The sequence below is a fragment of the Halomonas garicola genome (genome assembly GCF_031935715.1).
Classification (GTDB): domain Bacteria; phylum Pseudomonadota; class Gammaproteobacteria; order Pseudomonadales; family Halomonadaceae; genus Vreelandella; species Vreelandella garicola.
Window position 1 is genome coordinate 54,397 of sequence record NZ_JASSZF010000001.1, and the last position, 24,878, is coordinate 79,274.

Below are 24,878 nucleotides of genomic sequence, written 5' to 3' on the forward strand. Positions count from 1 at the left end.
ATGGCACGCGATTCCGCGTCGGACACGGACAGCTCGTCGCTTTACAAGCCCTGGTACAAGCAGTTCTGGCCGTGGTTTCTGATCAGCATCCTGCTGTCGTCGGTGGCGTTTGGCACCATGTACGCGATCTTTTCGTTCATGTACTACGACGGCGTGATCGAGGAGGACTACTACGAGCACGGCAAGGAAATCAACATGGTGCTGGCCAAGCAGACACGCGCCCGGGAGCTTGGCCTTGCCGGCGATTTACGCGTGGATGCGCTGACCAGCGATATCGTCCTCGACCTGGAGGGCGAGCGCCGGCCCGACGTGCTGGAGCTCAAACTGATCTTCCCCACGGAAAACGACCGCGATCAGACCTTCACGCTGGAACACGTGCGCGAAGGTCGCTACATCGCCCAGGGGCCCGACAACCTGCAATACCGCTGGTATCTGCAGCTTCAGCCCGTGGCCGACGACCCTGAATGGCGGCTGGTCGGCGAGGCCCGCTTTCCCACGGAAAACACTATCACGCTGCATCCCGGAGGCCGCCAGAAAAACGCCGGAGAGCGCTCGGAGAGCTGATGCCCACCACCGCATCCATTGCGTGCTACCACTGCGGCAACCCGGTGCCCGACAGGGCACCCTGGTATATCGAACTTGACGACGAGAAGCACCCGCTGTGCTGCCCCGGCTGCGAGGCGGTGGCCCACGCCATCGTCGAAGGCGGGTTGGAAAGCTACTACCGCTTTCGCACCGAGCTTCCCGAGCGCCCCGACGACAAGCAAACCGCTCGGGCAGATACCTGGACGGTGTTCGACGACCCCGAGCTGCAGGCGGGCTTCGTCCACCCCGAAGACGACGGCCGCGTCCACGCCACCCTGGCCGTTGACGGCATTACCTGCGCGGCCTGCGCCTGGCTGATCGAACATCGGCTCAACGCCCTGGAGGGCGTGACCTCAAGCGCGGTCAACCTGACCCACCACCGCCTGCGGATCGCCTGGGACACCCAGCGCGTCAAGCTCTCCCGGCTGCTCGCGGAAATGGCCGCCATCGGCTATACCGCCCAGCCCTACGAGCCGGATCAGGCGCAAAAGCGCCTGCAGCACGAAGAGCGCATGACCATTCGCCGGCTGATCGTCGCCGCCGTGGGCATGATGCAGGTGATGATGTTCTCCATCCCCATTTACATCGCCGGAGAAGACGGTATCTCGGCCGACTTCTACGCGCTGTTTCACTGGCTGTCGTTTGCGCTGGCAACGCCGGTGGTGCTGTTTTCCGCCCAGCCGTTTTTCAAGAACGCCTGGCGCGATCTCAAGACCCGGGTGCTGGGCATGGACGTACCGGTGTCCATCGCCATCGGCGGCGCCTACCTGGCGAGCGCTTGGGCGGTGATCACCGGCGAAGGCGAGCTGTACTTCGACTCCGTGGCCATGTTTGCCTTTTTCCTGCTGTTCAGTCGCTACATCGAGGCTCGCGCCCGACGGCGCAACGGTCAGAGCGGCAACGCCCTGAGCGGCGTGCTGCCGACCTCGGCCACCCGGCTCGAGGATGACGACAGCGAACGCGTCGTACCCGCCAACCGCCTGGCCGAAGGCGACCGAGTGCTGATCAAGCCCGGCCACGACGTCCCCGCCGACGGCGTCATCGAACAGGGGGACTCAAGCCTGGACGAGTCCATGCTCACCGGCGAATACCTGCCGGTGACTCGCGGCGTCGGGCAAAGTATCGTCGGCGGCAGCCAGAACATGGAAAACCCGCTGGTGATCCGCGTCACCCGAGCCGGCGCCAACGCCCGGGTGGCGGGCATCCTCGATCTCACCGACCGCGCCTTCGCCAGCCGCCCCCGGCTTGCGCAAATGGCCGCGCGCATGGCCCACGTGTTCGTCCTGCGCCTGTTGATGGTCGCCGCGGCGGTGGCGGTGGTCTGGTGGTTTATCGACCCCTCGCGGGTCCTCTGGGTGATGCTCTCGGTTCTGGTGGTAACCTGCCCCTGCGCCCTGGCGCTGGCCACGCCCACCGCGCTCACCGCCGGCCACGGCCAGCTGCGCCGGCGCGGCGTGCTGGTCACCCGGGCCGATGCCCTGGAAACGCTCTCCGGCGCGCACCGGGTCATTTTCGATAAAACCGGCACGCTCACCCGGGGCGAAATGCAGCTGATGGACACCCGGCCGCTCGCCGAAAACCTCTCCGCCGAGCGCGCCCGGGCGCTCGCCGCCGCGCTTGAAGCCCGCTCGGAGCATCCCATCGCCCGGGCGTTTGCGCCCTACCGCGAGGCCACGCTCAGCGCCCACGATATCGCTAGCGTCACCGGCCAGGGGCTCGAAGGCCGGATTGACGGCCAACGCTGGCGGCTGGGCAAACCCGCCTTTGCCACCGCCGGCCAGACCCCGCCTGGCACGCCGGACAACGGCCAGTGGCTGCTGCTCAGCGAAGACGGCGCCCCCCGGGCCTGGTTCCGGCTCCACGACGCCGTGCGGGAAGACGCCGCCGAGACCGTTGCCGCGCTGAAAGCCCGGGGGCTTGAGGTCGAGCTGCTCTCCGGCGACACCCCCGCCGCGGTGGGCGAGCTTGCCGCGGCGCTTGGCATTGCCACCTGGCACGCCGGGCAAAGCCCGGAAAACAAACTCGAGCGCATCCAGGCGCTGCAGGCCGAGGGCGAAACCGTGGCCATGGTGGGCGACGGCATCAATGACGTACCGGTGCTTGCCGGCGCCGACGTTGCCATTGCCATGAACAGCGCCACCGACCTTGCCCGCACCCGGGCCGATGCAGTACTGCTCAGCCCCCGGCTTGTACGCATTGCCGAGGCGGTTGAAATCTCCCGAGCCACCAGGCGTATCATGCGTCAGAATATGGTCTGGTCGGTGTGCTACAACGCCGCGGCGCTGCCGCTCGCCGCCATCGGCGTGGTACCGCCCTGGCTTGCCGCCATCGGCATGTCGGCAAGCTCGCTTGTTGTGGTGGGCAACGCCCTGCGCCTGACGCGCTGGAAAACCCGGCCGGCGCCCCACGTCTCTTCTCCGTCACCGGTGGCCGCATGAAAATTCTTTATCTGCTGATTCCCATCTCGCTGCTGTTTTTGAGCATCGCCGTCTGGGCATTTTTCTGGGCGGTGAAAAACAACCAGTTTGACGACCTGGAAGGACCGGCGTATCGCATTCTCTTTGACGAGGACGAAAACGACCTGACGCCGGAAGAGCGCGAGCGCCGCCGGCACAACGCCGAGGCCGCACGCGAGCGGCAAAAGCAGCGCAAGGAGGACGACCGCAATGAATCCCACGGGCCTTGATCTGCCGCCGGTGCTGGCGGCCTTTGTCTTCGGCTTGATGGGCGGGGCCCACTGCATCGGCATGTGCGGCGGCATCATGAGCGCGCTGACCTTTGCCGTTCCGCCCAGCATGCGCCACCCGGCCAGGCTTTCCGGGCTTTTGCTGAGCTACAACCTGGGCCGTATTTCCAGCTACATGATCGCCGGCGCGCTGGTGGCAACGCTTGGCACGGTGTTCTCCGTTACCCCGGCGGCGCGCCTGGCGCTGCAGGTATTCGCCGCGGTGATGCTGATTTTGATGGCGCTGTACATCGCCAACTGGTGGAAAGGGCTTTTAAAGGTCGAGGCCGTAGGCCGGCGCTTCTGGCGCTACATCGAACCTTTCGGTCGGCGGCTGATGCCGGTGGTCAAGCTGCCCCAGGCGTTTGCCCTGGGCGCGGTCTGGGGCTGGCTACCCTGCGGGCTGGTCTATTCCATGCTCGCCTGGAGCCTGGCCATGGCCGACCCGGGGCGCGGGGCGTTGCTCATGGGCGCCTTTGGCCTGGGCACGCTGCCGGCGCTGTTGGCGACCGGCTTTGCCGCCCGCCAGTTAAGCGCCTTGATTCGCCACCCGGCCACCCGCACCGTCGCCGCTCTGCTGATTATCGGCTTTGCCCTGTGGCAGCTGTGGTCGACGTACCAGATGGCCACCGTGGCGGAAATGTCCGGCGCTTAATTGATATAGCTCAACTCCTGCCCTCGGGCCCGGCGCTAGGATGGCAGCATCATCCTTGCGTTCTTCCCACCGGAGTTGTCTGCCATGGCCAGCGCTGCCCCTTTGTTTTTCGATGCCGCAGCGCTGACTGCTGCCCGCCAGGACGCCCTGCGCCGCCACCACGGCGCCGGCGGCCCGCGCTATCACCAGTACCCCAACGCCGGGGCGTTTCACGACGCCTTCGGCGGCGACGACCTCTGCCGGGCGCTTGAGCGCAGCAACGCCGGCGGCCGCGGGCTTTCGCTTTACGTGCACGTACCCTTTTGCCGCCAAAGCTGCGGCTACTGCACCTGCCCGCGCATCATCACCCGCGACACCTCCCGGGCCGAGCCCTATCTGTCGCGGCTGGATCGGGAAATGGTGCTTACCGCCCGCCATCTGGACCGCACGCGCCCGGTGGAGCAGCTTTACTGGGGCGGCGGCACGCCGACGTTTCTCTCCCTTTCCCAGATGAGCGACCTCTTTGACCGCCTTGACGCCCGCTTCGGTCTGTCGTCATCCTCGGAGCGCGACTACGCCATTGAAATCGATCCCCGCGAAGCCGACGTCTTCACCCTGCGCCACCTGCAGGTGCTGGGTTTCAACCGGCTGAGCCTGGAGGTGCTGGACTTCAACCCCGAGGTGCAGCAGGCCATCCGCCGCGAGCAGCCGCGGATCATGACCGAAACGCTGATGGAAGAAGCCCACCGGCTGGGCTTTCGCTCGCTGAACCTGGACATCGGCTACGGCCTGCCCCGTCAGACCCGAGACAGCTTCGCCGCCACCCTGGCCGACGTCATCGAGCTGAACCCGGCGCGCATCACCCTCCAGGACTATGTTCACAAGGACTATGCTTATCGCCCCCGGCGGGGGCCGCGCCAGCAGCGCATCGACAGCGCCCAACTGCCCGCCGCGGCGGACCGCCTGGCCATGCTGCAGCTGGCCGCCGAGCAGCTCGGCCGAGCAGGCTATGTGCACATCGGCATGGATCACTTTGCCCGGCCAAACGACAGCCTCGCCGTGGCCGCACGGCAGCAGACCCTGGGGCGCAACCTCCAGGGCTATACCACTCACGGCCACTGCGACCTGCTGGGGCTTGGCGTATCGGCCGCCTCGCGTATCGACGACGCCTACGCGCAGAACCCCGCCCGGCTCGGCGATTACGCCAGCGCCCTGGACGACGGCCGCCTGGCTACCGCGCGCGGCCTGCGCCTTGAGCGCGATGACGACATTCGCCGCGCCGCCATCGAGCGGCTGATGTGCGACGCCCAACTGGACCTTGCCGCCCTGGGCCGGCGTTTCGGGATTGACGCGCCGCGCTATTTTGCCGCGGCGCTGGCTCGGCTGGACGACGCCCACCACGACGGGCTAGTCGAGCGAAACGGCGATATCCTGAGCGCTACGCCCGACGGACGGCTGGTGCTCCACCGGCTGGCCCGAGCGTTCGACGCGCACCGCTAGCGGCAAAGCGTCACCGGCGGCTTGTGGGTTACCCGCGCTTGCTTCCATAATAGCGCCGTGACCTACTTCACGGAGGACTGCATGCCGGAACCACTCAGCCGTCGGCGCCCCCTGCTCCACGAAACCCGCTGCCAGACCTGCAGCTTAAGCTCGCTGTGCCTGCCGCTTGCCCTCGAGCTTGACGACATGAGTCAGTTCGACGCCATCATTCGGCGGCGCGCGCCGCTGAAAAAGGGCGAGCCGCTGTTTCGCCAGGGCGATACCTTCACCAGCGTCTTTGCCGTTCGCTCGGGCAGCCTCAAGCAGGTTGCCATCGAAGGCGGCGGCAACGACCAGCTCACCAACTTCTACCTGCCAAGCGAACTGGTCGGGCTCGACGGCATCGACGAGTCAAGCTACCCGGGCAGCGCCATCGCCCTGGAGACCACTACCGTCTGCGAGATCCCCTTCGACCGCCTCGATCTGCTCTCGGAAGAGCTGCCGGAGCTGCGCCTTCAGCTATATCGCAGCATGAGCAAGGAGCTGCGCGACGATCGCCGCATGATGCGCCTTTTGTCGCGCAAGACCGCCGACCAGCGCATGGCCAGCTTTCTGATCACGCTGTCCGATCGTTTCCGCCGCCGGGGCTACTCGCCCTACAGCTTTCGACTCTCCATGGCCCGGGCGGACATCGGCAACTACCTGGGCCTCGCGGTGGAAACCGTCAGCCGCATTCTGAGCCGCTTCCAAACCCAGGAGCTGGTGGCCGTCTCCGGCCGCGAGGTGAACATTCTGGGAATGCAGCGCCTGCTGGCGCTGGCCGAAGAAGAGGCCCAGGAAGCCGCCAGCTCCTGAGGGCCGCCGTCAGCCGACGTTGACGGCCTGGATGCGCCCGGCCAGCGCTTCGGCCTGGCTGGCTTCCAGCCGTTCGAAGTCAAACAGCTCGCGGTCGGCAAGCTGGGACGGGGCGACGTTGGTCACCGCCTTGAACATGCTTTCCAGCCGGCCCGGATGGTTTTTATCCCAGTCATTGAGCATCGCCTTGACGTTCTGGCGCTGCATGTTGGGCTGGGAGCCGCACAGGTTGCAGGGGATGATGGGGTATGCCATCTGCCGGGAAAACTCGGCGATATCGGCTTCCTTGCAGTAGGCAAGCGGGCGGATGACGATGTTTTTGGCATCGTCGGAGAGCAGCTTGGGCGGCATCGCCTTCAGGCTGCCGCCAAAGAACATATTGAGAAACAGCGTCTCCAGAATGTCTTCGCGGTGGTGGCCAAGCGCTATCTTGGTGGCGCCGATCTCTTCGGCAAAGCCGTAAAGCGAGCCCCGGCGCAGCCGCGAGCACAGCGCGCAGGTCGACTTGCCCGCGGGGGTTTTCTCCTTGACCACCGAGTAGGTGTCGCGCTCGAGGATGTGGTAGTCCACGCCGAGCCCGTCCAGGTAGTCGGGCAGCACGTGCTCGGGAAAGCCCGGCTGCTTCTGGTCGAGATTGACCGCCACCAGCGAAAAGCGCACCGGCGCGCTGCGCTGCAGGCTGCGCAGCATCTCAAGCATGGTATAGCTGTCCTTGCCGCCGGACAGGCACACCATCACCCTGTCGCCTTCCTCGATCATGCGGTAGTCGATAATGGCGTTGCCGGTCTGGCGGCGCAGGCGTTTTTGCAGCTTGTTGAAGTCGCGCTTGCGGCGCACGTCGTCTGCCGACGGTGCGTCGTCTTCTAAGGCGGCGGAAACGACGGAATCATGGGCTTGCACGGGATCGGGATGCGACATGGGGAATCTGCGCGTGTTGGTGGTAAAAGGGGGCGGCGAGTGACGTCGGACGGCGCCACGACGCGAAATACATGGCCGCTATTGTAGCAACACCCGGCGCCGCCCCACCAACATTGACGGCCGCTTAGGCATATTCCAGGTGGTAGCGGTGCGACAGCCGCTGCTTAAGATCCTTGACGATGTGCAACGCCTCGCGCAAGAGGTCGCGCTCAAGGGACGACAGCGCCTGCACCACCACCCGGTCGCGGCCCTGTCCGCTGGTTTCGTCCTCCGCCAGCTGGCCCTTGAGCCTGAGCTCGCTGAACAGCGACAGCGCCTCGCCAACGTCGTCGGCAAAGCGGCGCTTCAGCCGGCCGTCTGCCACCAGCGCGTCCAGCCGGGCAAAGGTCGAGGTCGCCTTGATGCGCCGCTCAAGCGCCATGGTGCGCACGCCGTGAACGATGGGAAAAATGCCGCCCTTCTTGATGTCGATGCCGTGCTGGGGCTTTTTCAGCGAGCCAAACAGGGTCAACGGCGTCGAGAAGCGCAGCGCCGCCCGGGCAAAGTAGGAGAGCAGCAGCTCGTCGTCGGCGCAATGCGCAAACAGCGTCTCGCGCACGCGCTCGAGCAGCGTGGCGTTGCCAGCCACGGCGTGGGCATCGAGCATGATGGCAAGCTTCATCAGGCTGTCGCCGTCCCGGGCGGCGACCCAGCGCGCAATGCGCGCCTGCCACTCGCTGACGCTGCCCCGCCACTCGGGGTTGGAGACCATGATATGCCCCGGGCACGGCGGGTAGCCAAGCGTCGCCAGGGCGTCGCTGAAGCGCTGCATGGTGTCGTCGGCGCCTGGCCAGTCCAGGTCGTCTTCAAGGATCAGCCCGTTGTCCTGGTCGGTCTTCAAGATCTGCTCGCCGCGGCCTTCGCTGCCCATTACCATCAGGCAGCTCGCGCTTTGATAGCGCGCCTCGACGCAGAACGTCCAGGCCTTGTGGATGATCCGGCCGTTGAGCGCTGCCAGCAGCTCCATGGCAAAGCGCAGCTTGACCCCTTGCGCCATCAGCGCGCTGACCAGCTCCGGCGTGCGCCGGCTGGCCGCGGCCAGCGCCTCCAGGTCGGCGGCCTGCTCTACCTGCAGGCTCACTACGTAGCTGCGGCTGGAAAAATAGCTCAGCACGTCGGTCAGCTCGACCACGCCGACCGGCGCCTCTCCTTCCAGCACCACCACCCGGGACACCTGACGGCGGGTCATCAGCACCAGCGCCTCGAACAGGTATTGCTCAGGCGTTACCGTGATCAGCGCGTAGCGGGCAAGTTCGCCCACCGGGCTCTGCCGCGAGGCGCCGTCCAGCACCATGGCGTTGAGCAGGTCGGTCTTGGTCAGCATGCCGTAGCCGTCTTCCCCCTCGACCAGCAGGCTGTCGACGTGATGACGGTTGAGCTGCGCCACCGCTTCGGCGATATCGGTGCCGGCCGCCAGCCGGCGGGGCGTACGCATGCAGTCGCGCACCTTGGCCAGCATGAAGCCGGCCATGGTCACCCCGCCCTGGGCGCGCTTTTCCGTCAGCCGGCGCGCCTTGCGCGCCAGCGACTGACGAAAATAGGCATCAAACTCGGGGCAGGCGCGGCACAGCTGCTGAAAAAGCACCTTGGGCACCAGGTAGCACACGCACTCCTGCTCGGCGATAAAGCGGTAGCGGCTCTGGCCGTTGATGATGCTGATGGCGCCGAACACGTCGCCGGCGGTATAAAGGCCGATGCGCGCGGTGGCGTCGGGCAGCGTCGGGTCCACCTCGGCAACCTCGCCCCGGTGGATCAGGTAAAGAAACTCGCCGGCCTGCCCGGTATCCAGCAGGATGTCGCCGCGCTCGAAACAGGCGATGTCCATGCCGCGCCGGGCATGCTCGCGCCCCGCCGCGTCGAGCAGGGAAAAAGGCGGCTGGGACAGCTCGACATCAACCATGACACCCCCGGCAACAAGAAAGGCAGATACCGGCAGTATCGTCGCTATGGCGCGCGCCGGCACCTATACCATCGTCATATTCATCAGCGCCGCTTATATCAGCATCACCTCCACCACGACCCACACCACGATCCACACCACGGCCTACACCATGGAGAGTGCCGGGCGATTGATACCTTAGTGTAGAGACCAAAGTCTGGATTTCTTTTTGGCGCTTTTTGCCCACTATAAAAGCACGTTGTGCCGGGCCACCGCCCGTGCGCGACGGCACTTACATACCGTCTCCAACCTTAAACAATCACAAGCGGAGAACTACGCCATGGCAGATGACAACACCAACGCTGCGGCCTATTGGAAAGCCAACGTGCGCACCATCCTTGGCTGCCTGGTCGTCTGGGCCTTTGTCTCGTACGGCTGCGCCATTCTGTTTCGCCCGTTGCTGGCGGGTATCCCCATCGGCGGTACCGACCTGGGCTTCTGGTTTGCCCAGCAGGGCTCGATTTTGACCTTTATCGCGCTGATCTTCTTCTACGCCTGGAAGATGAACCGGCTCGACGCCAAATACAGCCTCGGGGAGTAAGCCAGCATGGATCAGTTCATCATCAACATACTCTTTGTGGGCGCCTCTTTCGCGCTCTACATCGGCATCGCCGTCTGGGCGCGCGCCGGCTCGACCAAGGACTTCTACGTTGCCGGCGGCGGCGTGCACCCCATTACCAACGGCATGGCCACGGCGGCGGACTGGATGTCGGCGGCGTCGTTTATTTCCATGGCAGGGCTGCTGGCCGCCGGCGGCTACGCCAACTCGACCTACCTGATGGGCTGGACCGGCGGCTATGTGCTGCTTGCCATGCTGCTTGCTCCCTACCTGCGCAAGTTCGGCAAATTCACCGTTCCGGCCTTTATCGGCGACCGCTTCTACAGCAACACGGCGCGCCTGATCGCCGTGGTCTGTCTGATCATTGCGTCGACCACCTACGTCATCGGCCAGATGACCGGGGCCGGCGTGGCGTTCTCGCGCTTTCTTGAGGTGTCCAACACCCTGGGCATCTGGATTGCCGCGCTGATCGTGTTCCTCTACGCGGTGTTCGGCGGCATGAAGGGCATCACCTATACCCAGGTAGCCCAGTACGTGGTGCTGATCATCGCCTACACCATTCCGGCGATATTCATCGCCATGCACCTCACCGGCAACCCCATCCCCATGTTCGGCATGTTCAGTACCCATACCGAATCCGGCATGCCGCTTCTGGACAAGCTCGACCAGGTGGTGACTGCGCTGGGGTTCAACGCCTACACCGCCGACGTCGACAACAAGCTCAATATGGTGCTGTTTACGCTGTCGCTGATGGTGGGTACCGCCGGGCTACCCCACGTCATCATTCGCTTTTTCACCGTACCCAAGGTGGCGGACGCGCGCTGGTCGGCGGGCTGGGCGCTGGTGTTCATCGCCCTTTTGTACGTCACCGCGCCGGCGGTAGGCTCCATGGCCAGGCTCAACCTCCTGACCACCGTATACCCCGACATGGCGCAGCAGACCGAGGACTACGACGCCGCCGCGCAAAACCCCATCCTCTATGAAGATCGCCCCGGCTGGATCCGCTCCTGGGAAGACACCGGCCTGATCACCTTCGAGGACAAGAACAGCGACGATCGCATCCAGCTCTACAACGACGACAGCGACGCCTTTGCCGACAAGGCCGAGGAGTTCGGCTGGGAAGGCAACGAGCTTGCGGTCAACAACGACATCCTGGTGCTGGCCAACCCCGAAATCGCCAACCTGCCGCCCTGGGTCATCGGCCTGATTGCGGCCGGCGGCGTGGCGGCAGCGCTCTCGACGGCGGCGGGGCTATTGCTGGCGATTTCATCGGCGGTAAGCCACGACCTGATCAAAAACACCCTTAATCCCAACATCACCGAAAAGGGAGAAATGCTCGCCGCGCGGATCTCCATGGCCGGGGCGATCCTGCTCGCCACCTACCTGGGACTCAATCCGCCCGGTTTTGCCGCGCAAACCGTGGCGCTGGCCTTCGGGATCGCCGGTGCCTCGCTGTTCCCGGTGCTGATGATGGGTATCTTCTCCAAGCGCATCAACAACCGCGGTGCCGTAGCCGGTATGCTTACCGGGCTTCTGACCACGCTTTTGTATATCTTCACCTACCTGGGCTGGTTCTTCATTCCCGGCACCAACATGCTGGCCAACACGCCGGAAAACTGGGTGCTGGGCATCTCCCCGCAGTCCTTCGGGGCGCTGGGGGCGATGATGAACTTCGCCGTGGCCTTCGCCGTTTCCAGCGTCACAGCCGCACCGCCCAGGGAAATCCAGCTGCTGGTGGAAAGCGTGCGCTATCCCAAAGGGGCCGGCAACGCGCCGCACCTGAGTCGGCACTGACGCATGATGACACCGCGCTGATACGCGGCCATCTGGCTATTGCCACTCTGACCCGGCGGGCTTCCGTAAGGAAGTCCGCCTTTTTTCCACCGCGTCAACGCCTCGCGCCGGCGTTAGCGCCCCGTCATCGAGGAGACGCCATGCTCTGGCACTTGATCGCCGCCGTGGTTTCCGGCCTGGCCGCCGCGGGCATCGGCCTGTTTTTGCGCACCCTGAGCGGCAAACGCCTGCCCAAATGGATCGTTCCGGTCTGCGCCGGACTGGGCATGCTGGGCTATCAGATCAACGCGGAATACCGCTGGTTCGAGCACAAGCAGCAGCAGCTGCCGGAAAGCGCCGTGGTGATTTCCAAGGAGACCGGCAGCGCCGTTTGGCGGCCCTGGACGTTTATCTTTCCCATGGTGGACGCGTTCAGCGTGGTCGACCGCGACAACATCCACCACGGCGCCCGGGAGGAAACGCCCGTCACCGAGCTGATCGTCTATCACTTCGAGCGCCACTATGCCGACGTGGTCACCCCCACCCCCTACCTGATCAACTGCGACACTCGGGAGCTGGTGCCGCTGGATGATGACTCCGGCAAGCCGGCGATGAATGAGCTTCGCACCCTGCGCGACAGCGCCCCCTTGTACATCACCGCGTGCCGGCCGCCCCGGGAGGTCTGATACGGCCACTCCTTCACTCCGGCCGCCTGACGCCTACGCCCATTTCACCTAGAATGGGCGTTTTCTACCGGCGGCCCGGGCCGCGGTGCGCCACGGCGGGAGCGTTCGATGTTTTATGCAGGGCTACTCATCGCGGTATCGCTTTTGTACATTGCGGTGCTGTTCGGCATTGCCTGGTACGGCGACCGCCGGGCCCACACCCACGGGGCCAGCCGCCGCCGCCCGCTGATCTACAGCCTGGCGCTGGCGATTTACTGCACGTCCTGGACGTTTTACGGCGCCGTGGGCCAGGCGGCCACCTCGGGCTGGTCCTTTGCCAGCATTTTTGTCGGGCCGGTGCTGACGTTTCTGCTGTTCTGGCCGGTGCTTTCCAAGATGATTCGCGTCGCCAAGCACCAGAACATCACCTCGATTGCCGACTTCATCGCCTCGCGCTACGGCAAGGCCCAGTCGCTGGCGGTCTTTGCCAGCCTGATCGCGCTGATCGGCACGCTGCCCTACATCGCCCTGCAGCTCAAAGCCGTGGCCACGTCGTTCAGCATCCTCACCGACAGCGCCAGCGCCCAGCACGCGCCGCTGTTTGGCGACGCTGCCTTTTACATTGCCGCGGTCATGGCGCTGTTCGCCATTTTATTCGGCACCCGCCACACCGACGCCACCGAACACCACGAAGGGCTGATCCACGCCGTGGCCTTCGAGTCGCTGGTCAAGCTGGCGGCGTTCGTGATTCTCGGCGCGGTGGTGACCTGGGGCATGTTCGACGGGCTGGGCGAGCTTGCCCGCTACGCCGACGGCCAGCTCCAGCTGGAGCGCCAGCTGGCCGAACAGGATTTCGCCCACGGTTTCTGGGCCCAGACGCTGCTCGCCATGCTGGCGATTTTCTGCCTGCCGCGCCAGTTCCACGTCGCCGTGGTGGAAAACACCCACCCGGACGACGCCCGGCGGGCGCGCTGGCTGTTTCCGCTTTACCTGGCGGCGGTAGCGTTTTTTGTGGTGCCTCTGGCCGGCGCCGGACTGTGGCTATTTGGCGATACCGATATCCAGCCCGACACCTACGTGCTGGCGCTGTCCATGGCATCAGACCACGGCTGGCTGCCGCTTCTGACCTTCATCGGCGGCTTTTCCGCCGCCACCAGCATGGTTCTGGTCGCTACCGTGGCGGTGTCGATCATGGTCTCCAACGAGATCGTTATTCCCGCGCTTTTTCGCCTGCGCTGGTTCGACACCCAGGCCCGAGACTACGGTCGCCTGGTGCTGCGCGTGCGGCGCTTTACCATCGTCGCCGTGCTGATCCTGGCCTACGGCTTCTACCGCCTGCTGGCCGAACTTACGTCGCTTTCCGCCATCGGCATGCTCTCCTTTGCCGCCGCTGCGCAGTTCGCCCCGGCGCTGATCGGCGGCCTTTACTGGAAGCGCGGCAACTGGCTGGGGGTTATCGTGGGGCTGAACGCAGGCTTTGCCGTCTGGGTCTACAGCCTGCTGGGCCCGGCGCTTGCCAACGCTGGCGTACTGCCCGGCGGCTGGGTCATTGATGGCCCGCTGGGCATCGGCTGGCTCTCGCCCATTGAGCTTTTTGGCCTGGAGCTGGGCGACCCCTTCACCCACGGGGTCATGCTTTCGCTGGGGCTCAACCTGTTCTGCTACATCTTTATCTCCCAGCTGAGCACCCAGCGGGTGGTGGAGCGCATCCAGGCGTCGCTATTTGTGGACAGCGTGGAAACCCGTCAGACCTCGGTCAACCGCCCCTGGCTCGGCGCCACCACGGTGGGCGACCTGAAAGTGCTGTGCGAACGTTTTCTCGGCGCAAACCAGGTGGCCACTGCCTTTAACAACTACGCTCGGCGCAACGGCACCACCCTTGACGACGACGCCCGAGCCTCCATCGACGTCATCCAGTTCACCGAGCGCTTCCTGGCCTCGGTGCTCGGCGCGTCGTCGGCGCGCATTGTGGTCAACTCGGCGCTGCAGGGGCGCGGCATCGGCATCTCCGACGTCATTTCCATCGTCGATGAGGCCTCCCAGGTGCTCGAGTTCAACCGCGCTCTGCTCCAGGCCACCATCGAAAACATCAGCCAGGGCATCAGCGTGGTCGACCAGCACCTGCGGCTGGTGGTGTGGAACCAGCGCTATCTGGAGCTGTTCCGCTTTCCCGACCACCTGATCCGGGTGGGCGCGCCCATCGACCGCATTTTCCGCTATAACGCCCACAGCGGCGAATACGGCCCCGGGGATCCCGAGGAACACGTCGAGCTTCTGCTCGACAATATCCGCGAGGGCCAGCCCCACCGCTACGTGCGCTACCGTCAGGACGGCAGCGTGCTGGAGGTCCAGGGCACCCCCATGCCCGGCGGCGGCTTTGTCTATACCTATCAGGACATTACCCGGCAAAAGCGCACCGAAGAGGCGCTGATCCGCTCGGAAAACAACATCCGCATCTACACCGACAACGTGCCGGCGCTGATCGCCTACTTCGACAAGGACTGCCGCTACCTGTTTACCAACCGCGCCTACGAGCAGGCCTTCGGCGTGGACCGCCACGCGGTGATCGGCCGGCGCTTTGCCGACGTCATGCCCGCCGACCGCGCCCGGGAGCGCGCCGACTGGTTCCAGCGAACGCTTGCCGGCGAGCGGGTCAGCTTTGAAGTGGCCATGCCCATCGGCGGCGAGCGCCACCATATGCTGGTGACCTACACCCCGCACTTTGACGACGGCGGCGCCATCCTCGGCTTTTTTGCCCTCTACCAGGACATCACCGAGCGCCGCCTGGCTGAGATCGCCCTCAAGGAAACCAACGAAACCCTGGAAGAGCGGGTGCACGAGCGCACCCAGGAGCTATCCCGCGCCAAGCAGCTGGCGGAGGATGCCAACGCCTCCAAGACGCGCTTTCTCGCCGCCGCCAGCCACGACCTGCTGCAGCCGCTCAACGCCGCGCGGCTGTTTACCTCGGCGCTGGCGCAGAACCATACCGCCAAGGGCGACCGCCACACTATCGACCATATCGACAACTCGCTGCAGGCCGCCGAAGAGCTATTAGGCACGCTGCTGGATATTTCCAAGCTCGATGCCGGCGCGCTCACGGCCCGGCGCAGCCACTTTGCCCTGGCCGATATTTTCCACCCGCTGCGCGCCGAGTTCGACGTCATGGCCGCCGACCGGGGGCTGGACCTGACCGTGGTGCCCACCGGACAGTGGGTGGACTCCGACGCCCAGATGCTGCGCCGCATCGTGCAGAACTTTCTCTCCAACGCCCTGCGCTATACCCGGGAGGGCCGCGTGCTGCTCGGGTGCCGGCGCGCCGGGGAGCGGCTGCGCATCGAGGTCTGGGACACCGGCCCGGGCATCGCCGAGGCCAAGCAGGCGGAAATTTTCCAGGAATTTCGCCGCCTGGATCAGACCTCGCGCCACCGCGAAAACGAGAAAGGGCTGGGGCTGGGCCTGTCCATTGCCGAGCGCATGAGCCGGGTGCTGGATCACCCCATCGCGGTGCGCTCCTGGGAAGGGGCGGGCACCGTCTTCAGCGTCAGCGTGCCGGTGGTGGACGCCCGGGCCGTCGCAGACGCCGCGCCCGAGCCGAGCCGCCGGGCGGGCCACAAGCTCGCCGGCACGCGCATTGTGTGCATCGATAACGAATCGCTGATTCTTGAAGGCATGGCCGCCATGCTCGGCGGCTGGGGGTGCGAGGTATTCACCGCCACCAGCATCGGCGGCGCCAAGTCGATTCTGCGCAATATGGAGGGCGACCCGGAGGCGATACTCGCCGACTACCACCTGGATAACGAAGTGACCGGCCTGATGGCGCTGGAGGCCCTGGGCGAGCGCCTGCAGGGCGAAGTGCCCGGCATCGTGATCACCGCCGACCGCAGCGAAGCGGTGGCCGACGAGGTTCGCCGCGCCGGCCACCACCTGCTGCAAAAGCCGGTACGCCCGGCGGCCCTGCGGGCGCTTTTGACCCGCACGCTGCAGGCCAGCCGCGGGGCGCAGCCGCAAGCCTAGCGCTTTGCCTCAGGATTCAAGCTTAGGCGGCTCTACCTCAAGCTTCTGGGCGGCGATGACCGCCTGGGTGCGCGAGTGCACGCCGAGCTTGCGCAGGATGGCGGTGACGTGGGCCTTGATGGTGGCTTCCGAAACGTTGAGCTCGTAGGCGATCTGCTTGTTCAGCAGGCCTTCGGTGAGCATGTTGAGCACGCGAAACTGCTGGGGCGTAAGCGAGGCAATGGCCTCGGCAAAGCGCGCCTCTTCCTCGTTGGTGTCGTCGAGCACGCCGGCAAGCGCCTCGGGCAGCCAGACTTCGCCGTCGAGCACTTCGCCCACCGCCTCGGCAATCAGCGCAAGCGAGGACGACTTGGGGATGAAGCCCGAGGCGCCGTAGTCCAGTGCCCGGCGCACCACGTAGGGCTCGTCGCTGCCCGAGATGACCACCACCGGAATGTCGGGCATCTGCCCGCGCAGCTGGATCAGCCCGGAAAAGCCGTTGGCGCCGGGCATGTGCAGGTCGAGCAGCACCAGGTCAGCATCCGGATGCCGGTTGACCGCCTCCTTGGTGGCTTCCATGGTGTCGGCTTCGACAATGTCCGCCTCGGGCGCCAGCTGGCGCAGCGCCTGGGTCAACGCGGCGCGGAACAGCGGATGGTCGTCAGCGACGATGAACTTGTGGGCAATAGCCATGGGGTCTCCTCCGGATCCTTGAGCGGCCGTCAGGTGACTGTCGCACCGATAACGGCGGCGGCACCTGTCGAATGGTACCCCAAGGGCTTCATCCTGCCCAAGGGCAGCGGGCACGCCCGTCGCTTTTTTATCCGCGCAGGGCGCCTTGACACGCCGCTGCCGCCCGAAAACGACAATGCCGGCACGCGGCCGGCATTGGAGGGGTTTAGCGAAAGGCGCCGCGACTCAGCGGTTGGCGCGGTGCTCGATCAGCTCGTCGACGACGCTGGGGTCGGCAAGCGTGCTGGTATCGCCCAGGCCTTCGGTCTCGTTGGCGGCAATCTTGCGCAGGATGCGGCGCATGATCTTGCCCGAACGCGTCTTGGGCAGATCGGCGGCCCACTGGATGATGTCCGGCGAGGCGATGGGGCCGATATCCTTGCGCACCCACTGGACCAGCTCCTTCCTGAGCTCGTCGCTCGGTTCGAAGTCTTCGTTGAGGGTGACATAGATATAGATGCCCTGACCCTTGATGTCGTGGGGGAAACCGACCACGGCGGCTTCGGCCACTTTATCGTGGGCAACCAGCGACGACTCGATCTCGGAGGTGCCCATGCGGTGGCCGGAGACGTTGAGCACGTCGTCGACCCGCCCGGTGATCCAGTAGTAGCCGTCCTCGTCGCGGCGGGCCGCATCGCTGGTGAAGTACATGCCCGGGTAGGTCGAGAAGTAGGTCTGCACGAAACGCTCGTGATCTCCCCAGATGGAGCGTGCGATCCCCGGCCAGGCGTCCAGAATCACCAGGTTGCCCTCGGCCTCGCCTTCCAGCAGGTTGCCGTCGTTATCGATGATACCCGCCTTGACGCCGAACAGCGGCAGGGTGGCGGAGCCCGGCTTGAGGTCGGTGGCCCCGGGCAGCGGCGAAATCAGGATGCCGCCGTTCTCGGTCTGCCACCAGGTATCGACGACCGGACACTTCGAGTTGCCGATGACCCGGTAGTACCACTCCCAGGCCTCGGGGTTGATGGGCTCGCCCACGGTACCCAGCACTCGCAGGCTCTCCCGGCTGCTGGTATCCATGACGTCGTCGCCGTGGGCGCGCAGAGCACGGATAGCAGTGGGCGCCGTATAGAGAATATTGACCTTGTGCTTGTCGACCACCTCGCCGATGCGGCCGGGCGTCGGGTAGCTGGGTACGCCTTCAAACATCAGCGTGGTCGCCCCGTTGGCCAGCGGCCCGTAGACGATATAGCTGTGCCCGGTAATCCAGCCAACGTCGGCGGTGCACCAGTAGATATCGCCATCGTGATAGTCAAAGACGTACTGATGGGTCATGGCGGCGTGCACCAGATAGCCGCCGGTGGTGTGCTTCATGCCCTTGGGCGCGCCGGTGGAGCCCGAGGTATAGAGGATGAACAGCGGATCCTCGGCGCTCATCTCCTCGGCCGGACAGTCGGTGGCCTGCCGGGAGACGAGATCGTCATACTCGATGTCGCGACCCTCATGCCAGTCGATCTCGCCGCCGGTACGCTTGACCACCAGGACGTTTTCGCACACCTCGGTGCCATCACGGGTCAGCGCGGCATCGACGTTGTCCTTGAGCGGCACATGCTTGCCGCCGCGCACCGACTCGTCGGCGGTGATGACCAGCTTGGACTTCGCGCCGGTCACACGCTGGGCAATGGCGTCCGGTGAGAAGCCGCCGAAGATAACCGAGTGAATCGCCCCGATACGCGCGCAGGCGAGCATGGCGATGGCGGCCTCGGGGATCATCGGCATGTAGAGGGTAACCACGTCGCCCTTGTTAACTCCCAGCTCCTTGAAGGCGTTGGCCAGCTGGCAGGTCCGCTCGTAAAGCTCGCGATAGGTGAGCGTCTTGTCGTTCGCCGGGTCGTCGCCTTCCCAGATGATCGCCGGCTGGTCGCCGCGGGTTTCGAGGTGACGATCGAGGCAGTTGACGCTGGCGTTGAGGGTGCCGTCTTCAAACCAGCGAATATCGACGTTGTTTACGTCAAACGACGTATTCTTGATCTTGGTAGGCGCCTTGATCCAGTCGAGCCGCTTGGCCTGCTCCGCCCAGTAGCCCTCAGGATCTTCGATGGACTGGCGATAAAGCGCCTCGTAGTCGGCCTTGTCGATCCAGGCACGCTTCGCCAGCGCTTCGGGAACCGGATAGATGTTCTTTTGCTGCTCAGTCATAACGAACCTCTTGATCAGGGTGAGAACCAGGCAAAACAGCGTCCGCCCGCGTTCTGGTTAAGCGTGCCGACTTTATGTGCTTCGCTCCCAGCATATAGGTCTCGAAGCGGCCTTCCATTTAGACCTTGGTATTAAAAAAATTCCCTTTATTAACAGGTGACTATAAAGAATTTTCGGGCAGCGTGCGGCCAAGATAGACCAACGTCTGAGCGCACTGCCGACAGCGATAGCGCCGCCCTTTATGCCGCTGGGCATGGCGCTGGGGGGTGAAGTAGTGATCGCCACAGCGGCAAGCGTAGCGGTACGGCGCCGATCGTGCCCGGCTGACGTCCAGCCGGTGGGTCACCCGGGGCGTCAGGGCATAAAGATCGCGCATCACCGTTTGCCATTCGCGCCCGTGGGGTTTGAGCCGCGGGCCGTTCTCCAGGTGGAACACCAGCCAGTGGGCCATTTCGTGGGGGATAACGTCGGTAAAGAACGCCGTGCGGTTTTCTTCCAGCAGCACCGGATTGAAGCGCAGCCCGCCGCGCCCCAGGTGCGCCTGGCCGGCGGAGGCGCCCTTGAGATCAAACCACACCCGGGGCGCGGGCAGCGCCGGGTGAACCTCCCGGGCGCGCTCGAGCGCCTCGGCCACCCGGCGGCGGGCGGCCTGTTCCAGCGCCTCGCGGTCAAGCCCGGCCAGCGCCTCGTCGGGCCAGGCGGGAAGCGGCGCGGCCGCCTTTGATGATAAACTCGACACCCTGTTTTTCCCTACTGTTTCCCTGCTATTTTCCACGCCAACCCATGAGGCCTTGCATGTCACAGCGCCCTTCTCCCCCCAGCCAGAGCGACGACGCTTCCGCGCCCCCGGAGCCGCTGCTGGGCGACGACGCCCTTGAGCGGCTCGACGACTTTCTCGACTCCGGCCGGGTGGACGAAGACGCCCTGGACCTGATCTCGACCCACGGCTTCATGGTTGCCCTGGCGGTCGCCCCAAGCCACACGCCCGACGACCAGTGGCAGGCCGAGCTGTTTCAGGGGGAGCCGGACTACGCCGACCGGGCAGAGCGCGAAGAGATCACCGGCCTGCTGGCCGCGCTGCGCGATAACGCCATGGCGCTGCTGGAACAGGGCGGGCTTCCCGAGCTACCGTTCGAGCCGGTGCTCGACGGCCTGCCCCCGGAAGAAACGCCGGTTGGCGACTGGTGCGCGGGCTTCATGGAAGGCGTGTTTGTTAATGAAAGCGCCTGGTTTGCCGATGACGAAGAGGCCGCCGCCGCCCTGCTGCTGCCGTTCATGCTGCTGTCCGGCCTGTTTGACGACGAGCCCGATATTGCCGAGCTCGCCGGCGACAGCCAGCGGCTGGAAGCGCTCACCGCCCAGCTGCCCGAGCTGGTGCTGGACCTATACCTGCACTACCGCGTGCCGTCGGAGTCCGGCGGCAAGCCCAAGCCCCGGCCCAAGCAGCACAAGGCGGGCCAGAAGAAAACGTCGGGCAAGAAAGGCTAGCCGCGCTTGGGCCGCAGCGAGCGGTGGACGTAAATATCGTAGCGGCTGGTTTTGCCTTCCACTACGTGGGCCACCGCCGGCCCGGCAATGGCCGGCGCCTTGCGCGGGCGCTTGACCACCACCCGGTGGGTGGCGACGTCAAGCGCGGCCTGAAGCAGCCGCGGCGCATCGGGATCGTCGCCGGCAAGCCGGCGAAAAAGGCGCATTTCCTTTTTCACCAGCGCGGATTTTTCCCGGTGGGGAAACATCGGGTCCAAATGCACGACCTGGGGGGCAAAGCCCGCCGCGGTCACCAGCGCTTCAAGCTCGACGGCGGCGTCCCCCGGCGCAAGCTGCATCCGTGCGGCGATGGCGGCGGTCTCGGGGTGCGCCGCGGCGCGCTCGAGGCCGTCGGCCAGCAGGGCGGCAATCGCCGCCACCCGCTCGACCAGCAGCACCGGCGCGCCCAGGCTTGCGAGCACAAAGGCGTCCCGGCCAAGCCCCGCGGTCGCGTCCACCACGCTTGGCGTCACCCCGTTCGCCAGCCCGCAGGCCCGGGCAATCAGCTGGCCGCGCCCGCCGCCAAAGCGGCGCCGGTGGCCGGCCTTACCGCCGACGTAGTCCACCCGCAGCGGCTTGCCGTCACGCGCCTCATCGCCGGCGAGCACCAGCCCTTCGGCGCGCCGCTCCAGAACAAGCCCTTCGGGCAGCGCCAGCCCGGCCTCGCTTAAGCGGTTTTTTTCCACGCCACCTCGTTGCGCAAATAGACCGGCTGGGCCAGGTGCGCCGGCTGGCCGCGGCCGGCGTCGAAATCCCGGGCGGCAAGCCACGCCATCTCTTCGGCCCGGGGCTCAAGCGCCCCGGTTGGCAAGTCCGTATCCAGCGGCTCAAGGCGCGCGCCAAGCGATGCGGCAAAGCCGTCGCGCAGGGCAAGCCCCGAACCCACGGCGGCCCACGACAGCGCCTCGTCGTCCGGCAGCTTAAGCTTCCCCGGCGCCAGCACGGCTTCTTCCCCGCGCCGGGTCGTGGCGCCGTCGGCGCAGTGCCAGAAGGCCGCGTAGACCTCGCCCATGCGCGCGTCGATCAGGGTGGCGACCCGGCTGGCGCCAAACCGCTCGTGGGCCTGAAGCGCCAGCGCCTCCAGGGTGGAGACGCCCAGCAGCGGGCGCTCCAGGCCAAAGGCCAGCCCCTGGGCGGCGCCGGCGGCAATGCGCAGGCCGGTAAACGAGCCGGGCCCGCGGCCGAAGGCCACGGCGTCCAGCTGACTCGGTGACAGCTCGGCTTCTGCCAGCACTTCGTCCACCATGGGCAGCAGGCGCCGGGTATGTTCCCGGGGCGTCAGGGCGAAGCGTGCAAGGCAGCGCTCGCCTGCGCCGTCGCGGCGCAGCAAAGCCGCCGAGCAGGCGCCCGACGAAGCGTCCATGGCAAGCAGGTTAAGCGCCATTACGCGACCTTTGTCCCCAGCGCCTCGGTAACCTGGCGGGTAATATCCTCGACGCTGCCCACGCCTTCCACGCAGTGGTACTCGGGCGCGGCCTCGGGGTCTTCCTTGGCCCACTGACGGTAGTAGTCCACCAGCGGCGCGGTCTGGTCGTGGTAAACGGCCAGACGGTTGCGCACGGTGGATTCCTGGTCGTCCTCGCGCTGGATCAGCGCTTCACCGGTGACGTCATCCATCCCCGGCTCTTTGGGCGGATTGTGGTCGATATGGTAGGTGCGCCCGGAGGTCGGATGCACGCGGCGCCCGGCGAGGCGATTGACGATCTCCTCGTCGGCCACGGCGATTTCCAGCACGTGGTCGAGCTTGACGCCGGCTTCCTTCATGGCGTCGGCCTGGGGGATGGTGCGCGGAAAGCCGTCGAACAGAAAGCCGTTTTCGCAGTCCGGCTGGCTGATGCGGTCCTTGACCAGGTCGATGATGATGTCATCGGACACCAGCCCGCCGCTGTTCATGATGTCCTGAACCTTGAGGCCCAGCTCGCTTCCGTCCTTGATCGCCGTGCGCAGCATGTCGCCGGTGGAAATCTGGGGGATCTTGTACTGCTCGCAGATAAACTGCGCCTGGGTTCCCTTGCCGGCGCCGGGGGCGCCCAAAAGAATTAACCGCATAGCCACTGTTCCTTGAATGATAGAGAAGAAAAAAGCAAGGCACCGACAATAACGGCGCTTGTCCGGTGACACAACTCTCTATTAGCCGTAGAGCCGGCCTGCTATTAGCCGTAAAGCCGGGCTGTCAAACGCCGCGCCGGCTCCGGCGCAGGACCGGGTCCGCTGCATGTGCCAAAACACAAACGGCGCCCGCAGGCGCCGTTTGTGCATCGATACGCCGTTTGCCGGTTACAGCAGCAGGCGGCGGATATCGCCGAGGACGTCGGCCAGAAACGCCGTGAAGCGCGCCGCGTCGGCGCCGTTGACCGCACGGTGGTCGTAGGACAGCGACAGCGGCATCATCAGGCGCGGCTGGAACTCGGCGCCGTCCCACACCGGCTTCATCTGCGCCTTGGACACGCCCAGAATGGCCACTTCCGGGGCGTTGACGATGGGCGTAAACGCCGTACCGCCAATGGAGCCAAGGCTTGAAACCGTGAAGCAGCCGCCGGACATTTCCTCGCGCTTGAGCTTCTTGTCCTGGGCTTTCTTGCCCAGCTCGCCCATTTCCCGGGCGATTTCCAAAAGCGACTTCTGGTCGGCGTCGCGCAGTACCGGCACCATCAGGCCCTGCGGCGTGTCTACGGCGATGCCGATATGGATATACTTCTTCCATACCATGGTTTCGCCGTCGCTTTTGAGACTGACGTTGAACTGCGGGAACTGCTTGAGCGCGAAGGCGCTCGCCTTGACCAGAAACGGCAGCGGCGTGAGCTTGGCGCCCTGGGCTTCGGCCTCGGCCTTCATCGACTTGCGGAAGGCTTCAAGCTCGGTGATGTCGGCGTCGTCAAACTGCGTCACGTGGGGCAGATTCACCCAGCTGCGATGCAGGTTGGTCGCGCCCATCTTGAGCAGGCGGCCCATGGGCTTCTCTTCCACCTCGCCGAACTGGCTGAAGTCCTGGTCCGGAATCGGCGGAATGCCGCTGCCGCCGGCCGCCGGCGCCTGGCCTGACGCCTGGGACTTGCCGGAAAGCGCGCTTTTGACAAACGCCTGAACGTCTTCTTTCAGCACGCGATCCTTGGGCCCGCTGGGCGATACCTGGGCCAGATCCACGCCGAACTCCCGGGCGAGCATGCGCACCGCGGGGCCGGCGTGCACGCGCTTGCCGTCTTTGCCGGCCGGCGCGGCGCTTGGCTGCGATGCCTCGGACGTCTCCGCCTTCGGCGCAGAAGCACTCTGCGGCTTGTCTTCCTTGGGCGCTGGCTTTTTCTCGGACTGCTGCTTCTTCGGCGCAGGCTTTTTCTTGGCCCCGGCGACTTCGACAATGCCGATGACGTCGCCTTCAGACACGCTGTCGCCGACCTTCACGGAGACTTCCACCAGCTTGCCCTTGTAGGGGCTTGGCACGTCCATGGAGGCCTTGTCCGACTCCAGCGTGATCAGCGCGTCTTCCTCGTCGATGTCGTCGCCTTCGCTGACCGCGACTTCGATGATTTCCGCGCTGTCGCCGATGTCCGGCACGCGGATTTCCTGGCGCGTCGGCTCGCCGTCGTCGGCGGCTTCGTCCTCATCGTCGTCATCACCGTCTTCGTCGTCAGCGGGCGCCTGCTCGTCTGCCGCCGGGGCGTCGCCCTCGGCCGATGCCTGGTCGGCCTGGCCGTCATCGCCGCCTTCACCTTCGATTTCCATCTGGCCGATGACGTCGCCTTCGGAGACGCTGTCGCCCTCCTTGGCGGAAAGCGATACCAGCTTGCCGGTGTAGGGGCTGGGCACGTCCATGGAGGCCTTGTCGGACTCCAGCGTAATCAGCGCGTCTTCTTCCTCGACGTCGTCGCCTTCGCTGACCGCGACGTCGATGATTTCCGCGCTTTCGCCGATGTCCGGCACTTTAACGTCGACGGTCTGCTTGCCGCCGCCGGCCTTCTTCTTTTGCGGCGCCTCTTCCTGCTTGGGCGTTTCTTCCTGCTTGGGCGACTCGTCCTTTTCCGCCGTCTCTTCTTCCGACGCCTCTTCGCCCTGGTCGTCACCGGCGTCATCGCCGTCTTCGACTTCAAGCTCGACGATGTCGTCGCCTTCGGAGACGGTGTCGCCCTCTTTCACCAGCACTTTTAGCACCTTGCCGGCTTTCGGCGAGGGTACGTCCATGCTGGCCTTGTCGGACTCTAGGGTGATCAGCGCATCTTCTTCTTCGATGACGTCGCCTTCCGACACCGCAATCTCGATGATTTCGACATCGTCGCCGCCGATGTCGGGCACTTTGATGTTTTCGCTACTCAAGGTCGCGC

General features: G+C 65.4%; 21 protein-coding genes. 12 read left to right on the forward strand and 9 right to left on the reverse strand.

The genetic code is table 11. The features are described from left to right. The 6 genes from RS027_RS00290 (at position 1) to fnr (ending at position 6,278) form a co-directional block, all read left to right on the forward strand. Positions 1–564, forward strand: coding sequence for a FixH family protein (locus RS027_RS00290; protein ID WP_311952173.1), 564 nt, complete (start codon positions 1–3; stop codon positions 562–564). Then, positions 564–3,023, forward strand: a complete 2,460-nt coding sequence (locus RS027_RS00295) for a heavy metal translocating P-type ATPase (protein ID WP_311952175.1) — start codon at positions 564–566, stop codon at positions 3,021–3,023. The genes RS027_RS00290 and RS027_RS00295 overlap by 1 nt, the downstream gene beginning before the upstream one ends. Continuing rightward, entirely contained in the window at positions 3,020–3,271 is a 252-nt protein-coding gene (ccoS, locus tag RS027_RS00300; RefSeq protein ID WP_311952179.1) for a cbb3-type cytochrome oxidase assembly protein CcoS, read from the forward strand. The genes RS027_RS00295 and ccoS overlap by 4 nt, the downstream gene beginning before the upstream one ends. Beyond that, positions 3,252–3,965 (forward strand): sulfite exporter TauE/SafE family protein, encoded by a 714-nt coding sequence (locus RS027_RS00305; protein WP_311952182.1) that lies wholly within the window; start codon positions 3,252–3,254, stop codon positions 3,963–3,965. Before ccoS ends, RS027_RS00305 begins: the two co-directional genes overlap by 20 nt. Before the next feature lie 84 nt (positions 3,966–4,049). Then, positions 4,050–5,444, forward strand: a complete 1,395-nt coding sequence (gene hemN / locus RS027_RS00310; protein ID WP_311952187.1) for an oxygen-independent coproporphyrinogen III oxidase — start codon at positions 4,050–4,052, stop codon at positions 5,442–5,444. 81 nt (positions 5,445–5,525) lie between these two features. Then, entirely contained in the window at positions 5,526–6,278 is a 753-nt protein-coding gene (gene fnr / locus RS027_RS00315; protein WP_311952191.1) for a fumarate/nitrate reduction transcriptional regulator Fnr, read from the forward strand. A 9-nt stretch (positions 6,279–6,287) separates the two neighbouring features. Here the strand turns inward: fnr and ttcA are convergent, their stop codons facing one another. Together ttcA and RS027_RS00325 are read right to left on the reverse strand one after the other, a co-directional pair. After that, positions 6,288–7,196: a tRNA 2-thiocytidine(32) synthetase TtcA gene (ttcA, locus tag RS027_RS00320; protein ID WP_311952194.1), complete on the reverse strand. Its 909-nt coding sequence runs from the start codon at positions 7,194–7,196 to the stop codon at positions 6,288–6,290. Positions 7,197–7,320: 124 nt separating this feature from the next. Further along, complete coding sequence (locus tag RS027_RS00325) at positions 7,321–9,135, reverse strand: DUF294 nucleotidyltransferase-like domain-containing protein (protein WP_311952197.1); 1,815 nt, start codon at positions 9,133–9,135, stop codon at positions 7,321–7,323. Here RS027_RS00325 and RS027_RS00330 point away from each other — a divergent pair. The 5 genes from RS027_RS00330 to RS027_RS00350 all read left to right on the forward strand — a co-directional run bounded on the left by RS027_RS00330 (position 9,134) and on the right by RS027_RS00350 (position 16,185). Then, positions 9,134–9,316: a hypothetical protein gene (locus tag RS027_RS00330; protein ID WP_311952200.1), complete on the forward strand. Its 183-nt coding sequence runs from the start codon at positions 9,134–9,136 to the stop codon at positions 9,314–9,316. The two genes, RS027_RS00325 and RS027_RS00330, sit on opposite strands and share 2 nt — an antisense overlap. A 138-nt stretch (positions 9,317–9,454) precedes the next feature. Then, positions 9,455–9,715 (forward strand): DUF4212 domain-containing protein, encoded by a 261-nt coding sequence (locus tag RS027_RS00335; protein ID WP_311952201.1) that lies wholly within the window; start codon positions 9,455–9,457, stop codon positions 9,713–9,715. Positions 9,716–9,721: 6 nt separating this feature from the next. After that, complete coding sequence (locus tag RS027_RS00340; protein WP_311952203.1) at positions 9,722–11,527, forward strand: sodium:solute symporter family protein; 1,806 nt, start codon at positions 9,722–9,724, stop codon at positions 11,525–11,527. Between the two features lie 140 nt (positions 11,528–11,667). Further along, positions 11,668–12,192, forward strand: a complete 525-nt coding sequence (locus RS027_RS00345) for a hypothetical protein (protein WP_311952204.1) — start codon at positions 11,668–11,670, stop codon at positions 12,190–12,192. 108 nt (positions 12,193–12,300) lie between these two features. Continuing rightward, entirely contained in the window at positions 12,301–16,185 is a 3,885-nt protein-coding gene (locus tag RS027_RS00350; protein WP_311952206.1) for a PAS domain-containing hybrid sensor histidine kinase/response regulator, read from the forward strand. Positions 16,186–16,194: 9 nt separating this feature from the next. Here RS027_RS00350 and RS027_RS00355 read toward each other — a convergent pair whose 3' ends face one another. From RS027_RS00355 to RS027_RS00365, 3 genes are all read right to left on the reverse strand, one after another. Then, a complete protein-coding gene (locus tag RS027_RS00355) occupies positions 16,195–16,857 on the reverse strand; it encodes a LuxR C-terminal-related transcriptional regulator (RefSeq protein WP_311952207.1) in 663 nt (220 codons plus the stop codon). A gap of 225 nt (positions 16,858–17,082) precedes the next feature. Beyond that, on the reverse strand, positions 17,083–19,035 hold the full coding sequence (gene acs / locus RS027_RS00360; protein ID WP_311952208.1) for an acetate--CoA ligase: 1,953 nt from the start codon (positions 19,033–19,035) through the stop codon (positions 17,083–17,085). Between the two features lie 160 nt (positions 19,036–19,195). Further along, positions 19,196–19,774 (reverse strand): SprT family zinc-dependent metalloprotease, encoded by a 579-nt coding sequence (locus RS027_RS00365; RefSeq protein ID WP_311952210.1) that lies wholly within the window; start codon positions 19,772–19,774, stop codon positions 19,196–19,198. A 56-nt stretch (positions 19,775–19,830) separates the two neighbouring features. Between RS027_RS00365 and RS027_RS00370 the strand changes: the two genes are divergently transcribed. Further along, positions 19,831–20,523 (forward strand): YecA/YgfB family protein, encoded by a 693-nt coding sequence (locus RS027_RS00370; RefSeq protein WP_311952211.1) that lies wholly within the window; start codon positions 19,831–19,833, stop codon positions 20,521–20,523. On the opposite strand, the gene RS027_RS00375 is transcribed toward RS027_RS00370, so the two are convergent. The 4 genes from RS027_RS00375 to aceF all read right to left on the reverse strand — a co-directional run bounded on the left by RS027_RS00375 (position 20,520) and on the right by aceF (position 24,870). Continuing rightward, positions 20,520–21,248 (reverse strand): class I SAM-dependent methyltransferase, encoded by a 729-nt coding sequence (locus RS027_RS00375; protein ID WP_376717560.1) that lies wholly within the window; start codon positions 21,246–21,248, stop codon positions 20,520–20,522. The two genes, RS027_RS00370 and RS027_RS00375, sit on opposite strands and share 4 nt — an antisense overlap. Further along, complete coding sequence (gene tsaB, locus RS027_RS00380) at positions 21,230–21,946, reverse strand: tRNA (adenosine(37)-N6)-threonylcarbamoyltransferase complex dimerization subunit type 1 TsaB (RefSeq protein ID WP_311952213.1); 717 nt, start codon at positions 21,944–21,946, stop codon at positions 21,230–21,232. Before tsaB ends, RS027_RS00375 begins: the two co-directional genes overlap by 19 nt. Beyond that, a complete protein-coding gene (adk, locus tag RS027_RS00385) occupies positions 21,946–22,611 on the reverse strand; it encodes an adenylate kinase (RefSeq protein ID WP_311952214.1) in 666 nt (221 codons plus the stop codon). Before adk ends, tsaB begins: the two co-directional genes overlap by 1 nt. A 228-nt stretch (positions 22,612–22,839) precedes the next feature. Next, positions 22,840–24,870, reverse strand: a complete 2,031-nt coding sequence (gene aceF / locus RS027_RS00390; RefSeq protein ID WP_311952216.1) for a pyruvate dehydrogenase complex dihydrolipoyllysine-residue acetyltransferase — start codon at positions 24,868–24,870, stop codon at positions 22,840–22,842. Positions 24,871–24,878: the final 8 nt, after the last annotated feature.

Coding starts and splice junctions, on each gene's coding strand:
- RS027_RS00325 (WP_311952197.1), bottom strand. CDS start 9,135: ATGGTTGATGTCGAGCTGTCCCAGCCGCCTTTTTCCCTGCTCGACGCG.
- RS027_RS00305 (WP_311952182.1), top strand. CDS start 3,252: ATGAATCCCACGGGCCTTGATCTGCCGCCGGTGCTGGCGGCCTTTGTC.
- RS027_RS00340 (WP_311952203.1), top strand. CDS start 9,722: ATGGATCAGTTCATCATCAACATACTCTTTGTGGGCGCCTCTTTCGCG.
- RS027_RS00370 (WP_311952211.1), top strand. CDS start 19,831: ATGTCACAGCGCCCTTCTCCCCCCAGCCAGAGCGACGACGCTTCCGCG.
- RS027_RS00345 (WP_311952204.1), top strand. CDS start 11,668: ATGCTCTGGCACTTGATCGCCGCCGTGGTTTCCGGCCTGGCCGCCGCG.
- adk (WP_311952214.1), bottom strand. CDS start 22,611: ATGCGGTTAATTCTTTTGGGCGCCCCCGGCGCCGGCAAGGGAACCCAG.
- RS027_RS00355 (WP_311952207.1), bottom strand. CDS start 16,857: ATGGCTATTGCCCACAAGTTCATCGTCGCTGACGACCATCCGCTGTTC.
- acs (WP_311952208.1), bottom strand. CDS start 19,035: ATGACTGAGCAGCAAAAGAACATCTATCCGGTTCCCGAAGCGCTGGCG.
- RS027_RS00350 (WP_311952206.1), top strand. CDS start 12,301: ATGTTTTATGCAGGGCTACTCATCGCGGTATCGCTTTTGTACATTGCG.
- ttcA (WP_311952194.1), bottom strand. CDS start 7,196: ATGTCGCATCCCGATCCCGTGCAAGCCCATGATTCCGTCGTTTCCGCC.
- RS027_RS00295 (WP_311952175.1), top strand. CDS start 564: ATGCCCACCACCGCATCCATTGCGTGCTACCACTGCGGCAACCCGGTG.
- fnr (WP_311952191.1), top strand. CDS start 5,526: ATGCCGGAACCACTCAGCCGTCGGCGCCCCCTGCTCCACGAAACCCGC.
- RS027_RS00330 (WP_311952200.1), top strand. CDS start 9,134: ATGACACCCCCGGCAACAAGAAAGGCAGATACCGGCAGTATCGTCGCT.
- ccoS (WP_311952179.1), top strand. CDS start 3,020: ATGAAAATTCTTTATCTGCTGATTCCCATCTCGCTGCTGTTTTTGAGC.
- RS027_RS00290 (WP_311952173.1), top strand. CDS start 1: ATGGCACGCGATTCCGCGTCGGACACGGACAGCTCGTCGCTTTACAAG.
- hemN (WP_311952187.1), top strand. CDS start 4,050: ATGGCCAGCGCTGCCCCTTTGTTTTTCGATGCCGCAGCGCTGACTGCT.
- tsaB (WP_311952213.1), bottom strand. CDS start 21,946: ATGGCGCTTAACCTGCTTGCCATGGACGCTTCGTCGGGCGCCTGCTCG.
- RS027_RS00335 (WP_311952201.1), top strand. CDS start 9,455: ATGGCAGATGACAACACCAACGCTGCGGCCTATTGGAAAGCCAACGTG.